The organism is Parabacteroides gordonii MS-1 = DSM 23371 (genome assembly GCF_000969825.1).
Classification (GTDB): domain Bacteria; phylum Bacteroidota; class Bacteroidia; order Bacteroidales; family Tannerellaceae; genus Parabacteroides; species Parabacteroides gordonii.
Genome location: NZ_KQ033919.1, coordinates 2,542,780 through 2,556,337 on the forward strand (window position 1 = coordinate 2,542,780; position 13,558 = coordinate 2,556,337).

The window sequence follows — 13,558 nt, forward strand, 5'->3', positions numbered from 1 at the left end:
ACTGAATGTCGTATGAATATTATGCGTCGGACAACAGATGTTTATTTTTGGGCCGCTCTCCTGGCTTCCTTATGGCTGGGAGGGTGTTCTACGGATGATATTCCTCTCGATCAGGAAGTCGGAACGGTTTCTGTTCCTTTGTCGATCATGGAAGAAGGGAGCAATCTCACCCGTGCGTTGGGAGATGCTACCCCTTCCGTGAATCGGGTATTGATCCTGCCGTTTAAAAAGACGAATGAATCCCTGGCGAATGATCCGGCCAATTTTGTACCGGATTATACAGCCGTCAAACAGATCGATCTAAATGCATTCCCTTTGAATACGGCTATGCTCCGGATGACTGCCGGCTCGACATACCAGTTAATGGTGATCGGTTATAACCGGAATGATTATGACTTCGCTAATCCGGCCGCTTCCGGCAGACGTTTCGACCTGGGAATATCCGGTCGGCCGTCGACCCTGGCCGATGTGAATTTGAAGTTGATCAATGCAACGGATGTTCCCGAACTGTTTTCCTGTATGGGTAATGGATATAATGGAACTGTTTCGGTTGGAGGATTATTTAAACCCGAGCTGGTAAATAATATAAAAGGGACGTTAAACAGGATTTCCAGTGGTTTAACGCTGAATATTACCAATATTCCCGCCTATGTGAGCTCTATTCGTTTGAGAGCCGAACAGCTGGTTACGGCAGTGAAGGCCGCTGATGGTACTCCTGTGCAATGGCAGGTTGTCGGTGACACCGGGGTAAGGACGTTGGGGTTATTAGCTCCCGCATCCGGTAAAGTCACATTCAACATGTTTATGTTGCCTACTTTGGATGCACGTAAAACGCTTTTATATCTGGATGTTATTTATGCGGGTATTACGGAGCAGTACACGGTGAAGATTGCTGATGTTGCCAATGTTGTCTCCGGCAATCGAATCATATTCTCACCGAACCATTGGGTACGGATTGATGGTGATTACAATAAAATCAACTTGGGTTTTACCTTATCCAATAATATTAATCTGGATGATAATGCCTGGGATGGTATTCAAAACTATTAAAAGAGTAACGAAGATGAAGACATTTATTCTTGTTTGGGTTGGTTTGCTTCCGCTCTTGCTTTTTGCTGCCTGTGAGAAGGAAGAATTGGCGCCCGTTGAAACGGAAAAGCCGGCAGAGACTCCTGATGACGGAGGCTCCGGTGTTGTCCCGGAGGGATATTTTGTAGTAACATTCTCACCGGAAAGCGGTATGACCCGGACTCCTGTGAGTGGCCTGGATGGGCGGGTTCGTCATCTTCGTTACCTTGTTTATAATGAATCAGGGACGTTTGTAAAGGAAAAAGAGGTGTTGCCTCTGACTTCCGAGACAACGACCTGGCCATTATCTGCCATAAGAGATACTTTGCCAAGGGGAGTCTATACGGCTGTTTTCCTGGGAAACACGGATAAGAATTTGTTCCCTTACCCTGTTACGGGCGGTGGACAGGGAGTGGCAGATGTGTTACTGAACTATAAAGGGCAGATGTCGGATGCACGTATCGTATTGCCCAACGGCCCTTTTTCCGATACGTCGGAATATTATGAAGCGAAGGTGAGTTTTTCGCCTGCTGCGCCGAATCCGAATATTGTGTTACAACGGATCATCGGAATGTTTAAGGTACACCGTAATTTTGTGGATGCACAGACAGCGCTTAACCAACTAGTTAACAATATTGTGACACAGATACAGTATAAGAATTATATACAAACTACGGTAGGAGGATCGATAACGACTCCTGGCTCATTGCGGTATTTATTAAAACAAATTACTGTTACTCCTCTTGTCCCTCTTGCTGATAATGTTGTAAATGCTGTAGCCGATGCTTTGCTGATTCCTGTAACAGATGCTCTTTATAATATTTTGCTGCAACAATTAGTAAATCAGATCGGATTGGCGCTGACCGGAAATGCTAATCAGCAGGGAGCGCTTAGCGGAATCGGTGTTTTGTTGAATCCCTGGGTGGGCGATTCGGCTCGTACGGCCATTGTCAGTATTAATAATTTCCCGAAGTCGGTTGATCTGAACAATAATGTGACAGACTATTATACCGGAGTGAACAGGTTCAGGTTTAATTTTACCGGAGGAAATGTTTACAGTGAAAAAGATATCCTTATCCGTGGTTTTCATGGTAGTTTCGATGTTCGCCGTATCAGTGCCATACGTGACGGGCTTATATCCGGTTTTCTGATTGAGAATACGATCGACGGGCCTCTTTTGCTGAATGGTGCTTTTATCGATATTACAGATCCGGTAACGGCTAACGTGGCGACGAATATGCGTTATAAAGCCGATTATTCCTTTGTCGACTTAGGGCTTAAATCATATACCCAGCAAACCGATGGAAACCATTCGCTTACGCTGAGTGTAAAACTTGGGAATATTGCGAATATCGATGGTATACTGGGAGGAATACCTTTGCTGAGTGCTATATTGAGTACAGTTCTGACTCCTATAAAGAATATTACAGTTTCCATCCCTGTTAATCTACCCTTGCTGGGTGTGAATAACCTGCAATTGTCGGGTAGCTGGAGTGCGGTGACATCTTATTGATTTATCCATCTTTGACTTTCATATTTTCCGGGAAAAGAGCTTGTGGGGAATGAGGAGGCTTATAACTTTAAGTTAAAGTGTTACTTAGCTTTGTATACTTGAGCAAAAAAGCTACTTTTGCACGAGAATATAAAGGAATATATGGTGAAGGATGTATTATACAACCCCAATGCTAACTTAACCCTGAATGAAGTACGGGCTTTGTTGTTTCAACAGAGAATACTTACATTATCCACAGAGGCTTTGGCAAAGGTGGATCATAGCTATACTTTTTTGAAAGATTTTTCAGCGGATAAGATCATTTATGGGATTAATACAGGTTTTGGCCCGATGGCCCAGTACCGCATAGAGGATGATTCCCTGAAACAGTTACAATACAATATTATACGCAGTCATTCGACCGGGGCGGGTGCTCCGCTGTCTCCTTTGTATGTCAAGGCGGCGATGATTGCACGACTGATGACCTTTTTACAGGGGTATTCGGGTGTACATGTAGAACTGGTCGAATTGCTGGTTGAGTTTATCAACCGGGATATTTGCCCTTATATTCCCGAACACGGCAGTGTGGGAGCCAGTGGGGATCTTGTGCAGCTGGCACATATGGCGTTGGCCCTGATCGGTGAAGGCGAGGTTTTCTATAAAGGTGAACGCCGCGATACGGCAGAGGTCATGAAGGAAACCGGACTGAAACCTTTTACTATGAAGATACGTGAAGGCCTGTCCGTAACGAACGGGACATCGGTCATGACCGGTATCGGTATGGTCAACCTGATCTATGCCAAACAGCTGCTTACCTGGTCGGTAATAGCTTCCGTGATGATGAACGAGATCGCATCTTCGTATGACGACTTCATGTCGCCTGCCCTGAACGGCGTTAAACGGCATGAAGGGCAGCAGACGATTGCCCGTGCCATGCGTGAATGGGTGGCGGGAAGTTCTTCTGTCCGTAAACGTGAGAATGAATTATACTGTCGCCATACGGAAAAGATATTTGAACATAAGGTACAGCCTTATTATTCGCTGCGTTGTGTTCCCCAGATACTGGGCCCCGTATTCGACGAGATGGTCAATGCGGAAAAGGTACTGATCGACGAGCTGAACTCTGCCTGTGATAACCCGATCGTCGACCCGGAAACGGAAAATGTATATCATGGGGGTAACTTCCACGGCGATTATATCTCTTTTGAGATGGACAAACTGAAGATCGCCGTAACCAAATTAACCATGCTGACCGAGCGCCAGCTGAATTATCTGTTCCATGACCGTATCAACGGTATTCTGCCGCCGTTTGTCAATCTGGGGGTATTGGGCTTGAACTACGGATTGCAGGCTTCCCAGTTTACGGCAACTTCCACAACGGCAGAGAGTCAGACCTTGTCGAATCCGATGTATGTGCACAGCATTCCGAATAATAACGATAACCAGGATATTGTCAGTATGGGGACAAATTCCGCCCTGCTGGCTAAAACAGTTATAGAGAACGGTTTTCAGGTGATGGCGATCCATTTTATGGCAATCGTGCAGGCAGTGGATTACCTGAAGATACAGGATCGGTTGTCTCCCCGTACAAAGGATATTTATAACGAAATACGTTCTTTCTTCCCGGTGTTTACCGAAGATACTCCCAAATACAAGGAGATCGAAACAATGATCGAGTGGTTGAAGAACAAGAATTTAGAACCGATTGCATGAAATACGCATTAGTAACAGGCGGAAGCCGCGGCATAGGGCGTGCCGTCAGTGTCAGGCTGGCGGAAATGGGATATGCCCTATTGATAAACTACCAGAGTAACGATACGGAGGCAGAACATGCCCTGCAACTTGTCCGCGAAAAAGGATCGGACGGCGAACTGCTGAAATTTGACGTAACGGATGCCGCAGCAGTGACTGCTGCCCTTAACGGATGGACGGAAGCCCATCCGGATGCCTATATCGAAGTGCTGATCAATAACGCAGGCATTCGCAAAGATAACCTCCTGCTCTGGATGACCGGAGAGGAGTGGCACCGTGTGCTCGATATCAGCCTGTCGGGTTTCTTTAACGTTACGCAGCCTTTATTGAAAGACATGCTGGTAAAACGTTTTGGACGGATTGTCAATATCGTTTCCTTGTCAGGGATAAAGGGGATGCCGGGACAGACCAATTATTCGGCGGCTAAAGGCGGTATTATTGCGGCAACCAAAGCGCTGGCGCAGGAAGTAGCCAAGAAGAAGGTCACGGTAAATGCTGTTGCTCCCGGTTTTATCCGTACGGATATGACCGGCGATCTGGATGAAGCGGAGCTGAAAAAACTGGTGCCTGCAGGCCGCTTCGGCGAACCGGAAGAGGTGGCCGCCCTGGTGGCTTTCCTTGTTTCGCCTGCCGCCTCGTATATTACCGGCGAAGTGATTTCAATAAACGGAGGATTATATACCTGATAATAAAGATATATGAATAGAGTTGTTATTACAGGAATGGGTATTTACTCCTGCATCGGAAAGAACCTGGAGGAGGTAAAGACTTCATTATATAAAGGGAAATCGGGTATCGGTATCGATCCGGTTCGTAAAGAATTCGGATACCGCTCGGCATTAACGGGACTATTGGATAAACCGAACCTGAAAGGCGTACTGGATCGCCGTCAGCGTATCGGTCTTCCCGAACAGGGCGAATATGCTTATCTGGCAACGGCCGAAGCTTTTGCACAGGCGGGGATAGACGAAGAGTATCTGCTGAACCACGAAGTCGGTATCCTTTACGGAAACGACAGCAGTACGGCTCCTGTGATCAATGCGGTGGATATCATCCGTGAGAAAAGAAATACGGCGCTGGTCGGTTCCGGCTCTATCTTTCAGAGCATGAACTCGACGGTGACGATGAACCTGTCGGTTATTTTCAAGCTGCGGGGTGTCAACTTTACGATCTCCGGTGCGTGTGCCAGCGGTTCTCATGCCATTGGGATGGGATATTTCCTGATCCGTTCGGGTATGCAGGATTGTATCGTATGCGGCGGGGCGCAGGAAGTGAATATGTATTCGGTCGGCAGTTTCGATGGGCTGGCGGCTTTCTCTGTCAGGGAGGACGAGCCCGGAAAGGCATCGCGCCCGTTTGACAAACACCGTGACGGACTGGTTCCCAGTGGGGGAGGGGCGACCGTTATCATTGAAAGTTACGAGTCGGCCAAACGGCGGGGGGCGAATATCCTGGCGGAAGTGGTAGGCTATGGCTTTTCTTCCAACGGCGAACATATTTCCGTCCCGAACGTAGACGGGCCACAGCGCTCACTCGAAATGGCATTGAAAGACTCAGGACTGGCTGCCTGCGATATACAATATGTAAATGCACATGCAACATCCACTCCGCTGGGCGACCTGAATGAGGCGAAGGCGATTGCTGCCGTCTTCGGAGAAACGTCTCCGTATGTCACCTCTACCAAATCAATGACCGGACATGAGATGTGGATGGCCGGGGCAAGCGAAGTGATCTATTCCATGCTGATGATGCAGAACGGGTTTATCGCTCCCAATCTAAACTTTACGGAACCCGACGAGGCTTCTGCCTTGTTGAACATTCCGGCGGAAACGAAACAACTGGAGTTCGATACGTTCCTGTCCAACTCGTTTGGCTTCGGAGGAACCAACTCTACATTAATAATCAGGAAATTCAAATCTTAACAGACAATAAACAAATGGCAAGCACAGAATTAATTCAAAAGATCAACGAGAAACTATCGGAGGAGTTCGAAATAGATATAGAACTGATACAGCCCGATGCCCCGTTGATGCAGACACTCGAACTCGATAGCCTCGACCTGGTGGATATGGTCGTACTGGTAGAGCACAACTTCGGCTTTACCCTGAAAGCGCAGGACTTTATCGGGATTAAAACGTTCCAGGACTTCTACGACTTTATTGACTCACGTGTGAATGGGTGATAGTAACGATACAGGCTGGAAAGGTAAAACGCGCGGAGGTTCTTTCGGTTACCTCTTCTTCATTCTCTTGATAAAAGGGCTGGGGGTAAAGGCAGCGTATGCATTTCTTTGTCTGGTCGTGGTCTATTTTGTACCGTTTGCCCCGAAGGCGACCTGTGCGGTCTGGAGATATGCGCGGCAAAGGCTGGGTTACAGCCGTTTCCGTTCCGCCTGTTTCCTGTTGAAGAATTATTACCGGTTGGGACAAACCCTGATCGATAAAGTGGCGGTCGGTGCCGGGATGGCCGAACAATATACTTTTGACTTCGGTACGCAATATTCCGATTTTCTGGAGGTATTGAACGGGAACGAGGGAGTGGTGATGATCGGTGCCCATGTAGGCAACTGGGAGATCGGCGCCCCTTTCTTCGACGATTACGGGAAGAAGATGAATATTGTGATGTTCGATGCCGAATATCAGAAGATAAAAGAGTTACTGGAGAAGAATACGAACGGAAAGAACTACAAGGTTATCCCTGTAAATGAAGATAATCTGACACATATATTCCGGATCAGGGATGTCCTGGCCAACGGGGAATATGTTTGTTTTCAGGGAGACCGTTATGTGGAGGGCACGCAGACTTTTAAGGAAACTATCCTCGGTGCGGAGGCCTCTTTTCCTGCCGGCCCTTTTCTGCTGGCATCCCGCCTGGGGGTACCTGTCGTATTTTATTTCGCTGTGCGTGAGAAAGGAATGCACTATAAGTTTAACTTTGTACTGGCGCAACCGGAGAAGCGCGTCAAAGGGGTGGTTCCCGGACAGGGATTGCTGAAACAGTATGTCTCGGCGTTGGAATCGGTAGTGAAACAATCTCCGGAACAATGGTTTAATTACTATGACTTCTGGAAATAACAGATAGAATAAGAGAGAACATGGAATTATCATCTCCTCAAAAAGAAATATACGCAAAGGATCGTTTTTCGGCTGTACAGGCGCAACGTCTGGCACAGGAGATCGCTTTTGGCCCGGTAGTCTTCCAGGTGTCGCGCCTGATGGTTAAATTCGGGATCTTCGGAATGCTCCGCGAAGCACAGGGCGGCCTGACGATGGATGAGATTGCGGAAAAGACAGGCCTTTCCCATTATGCCGTACAGGTGTTGTTGGAATCGTCGTTGACGATCGGTACGATCCTGTTGAAAGACGGGCATTTCCATCTGGGAAAAGCCGGATGGTTCCTGCTGAACGATGAAATGGCCCGGGTCAATATGGATTTCAACCACGATGTGAACTATCTGGGACTGTTCCGGTTGGAAGAGGCTTTGCTGAATGGCAAGCCCGAAGGCCTGAAGGTTTTCGGTAACTGGCCGACCATTTACGAAGGCTTGTCCAGCCTGCCGGAAAAGGTGCAGGAGAGCTGGTTCGGTTTCGACCATTTCTATTCCGACAACTCCTTTAAGCAAGCTCTGGAGATTGTTTTTGCCAATCCGGTGCGTACGTTACTGGATGTAGGCGGCAATACCGGGCGTTGGGCGACGCAATGCGTGGCTTATTCGCCGGAGGTGGAAGTGACTATTATGGATCTGCCCCAGCAGTTGGAGATGATGCGTGAACAGACCCGGGAGCTGGAAGGGGCCGACCGTATTCATGGCCATGCAGCGGATTTGTTGGACGACGGAACAAGTTTCCCTCAGCCATTCGATGCCATCTGGATGAGCCAGTTCCTCGATTGTTTCTCGGAGGAGCAGGTACTGAGCATCCTGTCACGTGCAGCCCGGTCGATGGAAGCAGGCAGCCGCCTGTATATCATGGAGACTTTCTGGGATCGTCAGCGTTTCGAGACCGCTTCTTATTGCCTGGCGCAGACCAGCCTTTATTTTACGGCAATGGCCAACGGTAACAGCAAAATGTATTATTCCGCTGATATGGCCCGCCTGGTAGAAAAGGCCGGACTGGCGATCGAACAGATACATGACGGCCTGGGGCTGGGACATAGTATTATGCAATGTAAACTGAAATAGATATGGTAGCAATCTCGTTCGATACCCCATTATTGTCCGGTGATGCCCTTCTGGACTTGATCCCGCAGCGTGCGCCGATCGTGATGGTTGACCGTTTCTTCGGGATGGACGACAACGGGTCTTATACCGGATTGAAGGTAGAGGACTCGAACCTGTTTTGCCAGGACGGCCAACTGGATGAATGCGGCATAACGGAACATATCGCCCAATCGGCTGCCGTAAGGGTGGGCTATCTCTATCGGTGTGCGGGCGAAAAGATCCCGGTCGGTTTTATCGGCTCGGTGAATAAAATGAACTTCTATGCTTTGCCGCAGGTGGGGGACGAATTGCATACCACGATCCGGGTAGAGCAGGAGATTTTTGATATAACGCTTATCTCGGCCACCGTACAGGTGAATGGCACTACGGTAGCCGAAGGTCAGCTTAAGATATTTCTAAAGAAAGACGCATGAGACGGATGAAAATACAGGAAGCGGCATTGACCAACCGCACGACTTTGCGGGTCAGGTTCAGCGAGGTAGATTCGATGGAAGTCGTTTGGCATGGCGAATATGTCCGCTATATGGAAGACGGGCGGGAAGCTTTCGGTCGCCAGTACGGTATCGGCTATACGGAGATACGGGATGCCGGCTATGTAGTTCCGATCGTCGAACTGAACATCCAGTATAAGCAATCGCTGAAATACGGTGAGTCGGCTATTGTCGAGACACGGTATATCCGGACGGAAGCGGCTAAGATCCTTTTCGAATATATAATCTTTCGCGAAAGCGACGGGGCGGTGATGGCTACCGGTTCCAGTACGCAGGTTTTCGTGGATAGCCGCACGGGGGAGCTGGAATTGAATAATCCGGACTTTTATCAAGCGTGGAGAGAGAAATGGAATATCGGATAAACAGCTATATAACCGCCGGCTCGATCATCAGTTCGCTGGGCTTCGGCACGGAAGAAAATTTCTCCCGCATCCGTGAATACCGTTCGGGTATTGCCCGGGTGGAAGATACTGCCCTTTTCGATACGCCTTTTATGGCGGCACGGATAGACAATACCCGGCTAAAGGTACTGGCACAGGAGCTGGACGGCTACACCCGGATGGAGCAACTCTTTATCTTGTCCTTGTCGGATACAATTAGGCAGAGTGGCATCGATCCTGCCGATCCGGGCTGCGGGATGATTATTTCTACTACAAAAGGAAATATAGACCTTCTATTTGGTAAGAGGGACTTACCAGTATTGGTAACACAGGCTTCCCAGAGCAGGGAAGACACCCTTACTAGTGCAGGGAAGACTGACTTCCCAGGTAAGGGAAGAGCTTCTTCCCAACTTTATGAAATGGCGATGCGTGTTGCCGGCCATTTCGGTTGCGTAAATGAACCTGTAGTTATCTCCAATGCCTGTATCTCCGGTGTGTCTGCGTTGATAGTAGCTTCCCGGTTGATAGAAGCCGGGAAATATAAACATATACTGGTGGCCGGAGGGGATCTGCTGACCCGCTTTGTTGTCACCGGCTTTCAATCTTTCAAATCGGTCAGTCCGGAGATCTGTAAACCCTATGATAAGGCACGTGACGGCTTGTCATTGGGGGAAGCCTGCGGATCTGTGCTGGTGACTTCCGACCGGGGATTGGTCGGGGAGGAACAGCCGGTTAGTATAGCAGGCGGTTCCATCACCAACGATGCTAACCATATTTCGGGGCCTTCACGAACCGGCGATGGCCTGTATTATGCGATCAGCCAGGCGATGGATGAGGCAGGCCTGCAACAGGAAGCCATTTCTTTTGTCAATGCACATGGGACGGCAACCTTATATAACGATGAAATGGAATCGAAAGCCCTGCATTGGGCGGGGCTCGATCATCTGCCGCTCAACAGTATGAAATCTTACTGGGGGCATACGCTCGGCGCTTCCGGCATTATCGAAGTGATTGCCTGTATGGAGGAGCTTCGTAGCGGTGAGGTGTTCGGGACATTCGGGTTTGAAGCCTGTGGGGTTCCTTACCCGTTATCGGTAAGTGCGGCGCATAAAAAGGTGGCGATGGCGCATTGCGTGAAAACGGCGTCAGGTTTTGGCGGGTGTAATGCGGCGGTTGTGCTGTCGTTGGAAGGGAAGAGCATTGACACACCCCCTGCCCCCTCTCGAGAGGGGAAAGGATACTCCCGGCGCACGGTGGTAATAGAGCGGGGGAAGATCGTGCTGGATGGAGAGGTGCTTCTGGAAACGGAACCGGCGGGGGCGTTTGCTACCTTTATCCGTGCTGCTTATAAGTCTTTAGCGTTGGATGACCGGAAGTTTTATAAGATGGACGATCTGTGTAAGCTTGGATATATCGCGGCAGCCTGTCTTTTTGCCCGGAACGGGGGGGAAACGGGATATGAACCCGGCGAAGTCGGAATCATATGCGCAAATGCTTCTTCCTCGATGGATACGGATCTGAAACATCAACATATTATCGATACGATGGGCGATCGGGAAGCAAGCCCGGCTGTGTTTGTCTATACCTTGCCGAATGTGGTGCTGGGCGAACTCTGTATCCGCTATAAGATACAGGGCGAGAACACCTTCTTTATCAATAACCGTTATCCGGAATCTTTCATCTGCGACTACGCCGCGCTGGTGATGCGGAAACAGAAACTGCGTGCCTGCCTGACCGGTTGGTGCGAGTTGCTGGGGGACCGGTATGAAGCCCGTTTCGACTGCTGGAACAAACAATAATAGCAAATAATTAAAGAACAAACGATATGGAACAATTAATGCAAGAATTGAAAGAAGCGCTGATCGAATCGCTGAACCTGGAAGATATCACCCCGGATGAGATCGATAACGAAGCACCTCTTTTCGGTGATGAAGGGCTGGGGCTCGACTCGATCGACGCACTCGAAATCATTCTGATCCTGGAACGCAACTACGGCATTCGTATTGCGAATCCGGCTGAAGGTAAATCTATCTTCTATTCTGTGCGTACGCTGGCTGACTTTATCACTGCAAACCGTACGAAATGAGAGTCTGCGTCACAGGCATCGGTTGTGTGTCCGGCATCGGTCTGAATGTGGAGGAACATCTTCGCTCGTTTCGTGACGGGCGGGATGGGCTGGGAGCTGTCACGCTCTTTCCTACACGCCATGAAGAACCGGTCTCCGAAGTGAAGCGCACGAATGAGGCTTTGAAAGAGCAACTGGGTATTCCCGTATCCGCAGCATTGTCACGCACGGCCTTGCTGGGAATGACGGCAGCTTTCGAAGCGCTTGCCGACTCCGGGCTGGATCTCTCCGATCGGGATTGTCCCCTTCGCGTCGGCCTGATCTCTTCTACCTCTACCGGAGGTATGGATCTGACAGAGTCTTTCTACCCTTCCTTCCGGGAAAATCCGGCACAGGGTCGGTTGCGGTATGTCGCTTCGCACGATGCGGGTGACAGTACGGAACGGATCGCTTCTTTCCTGGGCATTACCGGATTTCGTACAACCGTCAGTACCGCCTGTTCGTCTGCCGCCAACGCGATTATGCTGGGTGCCCGGATGATCCGGCAGGGGATGCTCGATGTAGTGGTCGCCGGAGGAACGGATGCACTGTGCAAGTTTACTTTAAACGGCTTCGCTTCGCTGATGATACTCGATAAAAAGCCTTGCCGTCCTTTTGATGTCTCGCGTGCCGGGTTAAATCTGGGCGAGGGGGCCGGTTATCTGGTGCTTCAGTCGGAAGCAACGGTCGGTAAAACTCCTTATTGCCTCTTATCCGGTTACGCCAATGCCAATGATGCTTTCCATCAGACGGCTTCTTCTTCCGAAGGTACGGGTGCTTTCCTCGCCATGAAAGGCGCTTTGGAAAAGGCCGGCCTGCAACCGGAGGAGGTGGATTATATCAATGCGCACGGAACAGGCACACCGAACAACGATGCTTCCGAGAGCCAGGCGATCCGCCGTCTTTTCGGGAACCGGATACCGTCTTTCAGTTCGACGAAAGCCTTTATCGGGCATACCCTGGGGGCTGCCGGAGCCCTCGAAGCCGTATTCAGCGTACTCTCTCTGAAACGGGGTATCCTTTATCCCAATCTGAATTTCACTACACCGATAGAGGAAACGGGCTTGATTCCCGTTACCCGTTATCAGGAGGGAATATCCCTGCGTTCGGTATTGTCTAACTCTTTTGGTTTTGGAGGGAACAACGCTTCCCTGCTTTTCCGGAAATACGATAAATAGGTTATGCTTACGAAATCGGTTTATATAGATAAGGCGGCAGCCTCTTTTGAACGGACAGACGATGGTTACGTGTTGAAAGAACCGGACTACAAGTTCCTGATCCCCAATGCCACGCTTCGCCGCCGGATGAGCCGTATGGTTCGTATGGGGGTGGCAACCGGGTTGCAGTGTTTTGAAGACGCAACGGCTCCTGTCGATGCGATCCTGACGGCTACAGGCTTGGGATGTCTGGCCGATACGGAAAAGTTTATGAATACGATACTGGATCATAACGAGGAGCTGCTTACCCCTACGGCCTTTATCCAGTCCACTTTCAATACGATCGGGGCACAGATTGCCCTGCTTACCGGAAACCATAGTTACAATACGACCTATGTGCACCGTGCCTTCTCTCTGGAAAGCGCTTTGCTCGATGCCGCTTTGCTAGTTCAAGAGGAAGAAGCGCAGTTTGTTCTGGTTGGGGCGGTCGATGAAATGACACCGACGCTGCAAACGATCCTCGGCCGTTTGGGTTTCTGGGAGAAGAACAAGCCGGGAGAAGGGGCGGCATTCTTCCTTTTGTCGGGGAACTGCTCACCGCAATGCGTGGCGGAGCTCCGGGATATGGAATTGTTCAGCGGCCGTTTTACGGAAGAAGAGATAAAGGAACGGATGACCGCCTTCCTGCTTCATAACGAAGCAAGCGATGCAGAGGTGGTCTTTCCGGATGAATACAAACAATATTGCGGCGAATATCCGGTAGCGATGTCCTTTGCTCTGTGGCAGGCCTGTCACCGCGTGCAGGAGACGGATGCCCCGCGTTCGATCCTGCTGTATAACTCTTTTCTGGATAATCACTCGTTTCTATTAATAAGGAGGGTATAGTTTTATGGTA

The 13,558-nt window shown here is 49.6% G+C and carries 14 protein-coding genes; all 14 read left to right on the forward strand.

The window, feature by feature from the left end:
* Positions 1-12 precede the first annotated feature (12 nt).
* The 14 genes from HMPREF1536_RS09735 (at position 13) to HMPREF1536_RS09800 (ending at position 13,548) form a co-directional block, all read left to right on the forward strand.
* Positions 13-1,050: a hypothetical protein gene (locus HMPREF1536_RS09735; protein ID WP_044193583.1), complete on the forward strand. Its 1,038-nt coding sequence runs from the start codon at positions 13-15 to the stop codon at positions 1,048-1,050.
* Between the two features lie 13 nt (positions 1,051-1,063).
* Positions 1,064-2,581: a hypothetical protein gene (locus tag HMPREF1536_RS09740; RefSeq protein ID WP_028730188.1), complete on the forward strand. Its 1,518-nt coding sequence runs from the start codon at positions 1,064-1,066 to the stop codon at positions 2,579-2,581.
* Between the two features lie 141 nt (positions 2,582-2,722).
* Positions 2,723-4,273 carry a flexirubin biosynthesis tyrosine ammonia-lyase FlxA gene (locus tag HMPREF1536_RS09745; RefSeq protein ID WP_028730189.1) on the forward strand — a complete coding sequence of 517 codons (1,551 nt, stop codon included), beginning with the start codon at positions 2,723-2,725 and terminating at the stop codon, positions 4,271-4,273.
* Complete coding sequence (fabG, locus tag HMPREF1536_RS09750) at positions 4,270-4,998, forward strand: flexirubin biosynthesis SDR family reductase FlxB (protein ID WP_028730190.1); 729 nt, start codon at positions 4,270-4,272, stop codon at positions 4,996-4,998. Before HMPREF1536_RS09745 ends, fabG begins: the two co-directional genes overlap by 4 nt.
* A 12-nt stretch (positions 4,999-5,010) precedes the next feature.
* Positions 5,011-6,234 carry a beta-ketoacyl-[acyl-carrier-protein] synthase family protein gene (locus HMPREF1536_RS09755; RefSeq protein WP_028730191.1) on the forward strand — a complete coding sequence of 408 codons (1,224 nt, stop codon included), beginning with the start codon at positions 5,011-5,013 and terminating at the stop codon, positions 6,232-6,234.
* A gap of 14 nt (positions 6,235-6,248) precedes the next feature.
* Positions 6,249-6,494 (forward strand): acyl carrier protein, encoded by a 246-nt coding sequence (locus HMPREF1536_RS09760; protein WP_028730192.1) that lies wholly within the window; start codon positions 6,249-6,251, stop codon positions 6,492-6,494.
* On the forward strand, positions 6,487-7,386 hold the full coding sequence (locus HMPREF1536_RS09765; RefSeq protein WP_028730193.1) for a lysophospholipid acyltransferase family protein: 900 nt from the start codon (positions 6,487-6,489) through the stop codon (positions 7,384-7,386). The genes HMPREF1536_RS09760 and HMPREF1536_RS09765 overlap by 8 nt, the downstream gene beginning before the upstream one ends.
* 20 nt (positions 7,387-7,406) lie before the next feature.
* Positions 7,407-8,492, forward strand: a complete 1,086-nt coding sequence (locus tag HMPREF1536_RS09770; protein ID WP_028730194.1) for a FlxJ family methyltransferase — start codon at positions 7,407-7,409, stop codon at positions 8,490-8,492.
* 2 nt (positions 8,493-8,494) lie between these two features.
* On the forward strand, positions 8,495-8,944 hold the full coding sequence (locus tag HMPREF1536_RS09775; protein ID WP_044193585.1) for a hotdog family protein: 450 nt from the start codon (positions 8,495-8,497) through the stop codon (positions 8,942-8,944).
* Positions 8,941-9,384 carry an acyl-CoA thioesterase gene (locus HMPREF1536_RS09780; RefSeq protein WP_028730196.1) on the forward strand — a complete coding sequence of 148 codons (444 nt, stop codon included), beginning with the start codon at positions 8,941-8,943 and terminating at the stop codon, positions 9,382-9,384. Before HMPREF1536_RS09775 ends, HMPREF1536_RS09780 begins: the two co-directional genes overlap by 4 nt.
* Positions 9,369-11,201: a beta-ketoacyl synthase N-terminal-like domain-containing protein gene (locus HMPREF1536_RS09785; protein WP_028730197.1), complete on the forward strand. Its 1,833-nt coding sequence runs from the start codon at positions 9,369-9,371 to the stop codon at positions 11,199-11,201. Before HMPREF1536_RS09780 ends, HMPREF1536_RS09785 begins: the two co-directional genes overlap by 16 nt.
* A 26-nt stretch (positions 11,202-11,227) precedes the next feature.
* Positions 11,228-11,488, forward strand: coding sequence for a phosphopantetheine-binding protein (locus tag HMPREF1536_RS09790; RefSeq protein WP_028730198.1), 261 nt, complete (start codon positions 11,228-11,230; stop codon positions 11,486-11,488).
* Positions 11,485-12,684 (forward strand): beta-ketoacyl-[acyl-carrier-protein] synthase family protein, encoded by a 1,200-nt coding sequence (locus HMPREF1536_RS09795; RefSeq protein WP_028730199.1) that lies wholly within the window; start codon positions 11,485-11,487, stop codon positions 12,682-12,684. Before HMPREF1536_RS09790 ends, HMPREF1536_RS09795 begins: the two co-directional genes overlap by 4 nt.
* A gap of 3 nt (positions 12,685-12,687) precedes the next feature.
* Positions 12,688-13,548, forward strand: coding sequence for a beta-ketoacyl synthase chain length factor (locus HMPREF1536_RS09800; RefSeq protein WP_044193588.1), 861 nt, complete (start codon positions 12,688-12,690; stop codon positions 13,546-13,548).
* The last annotated feature ends 10 nt before the right edge of the window (positions 13,549-13,558 follow it).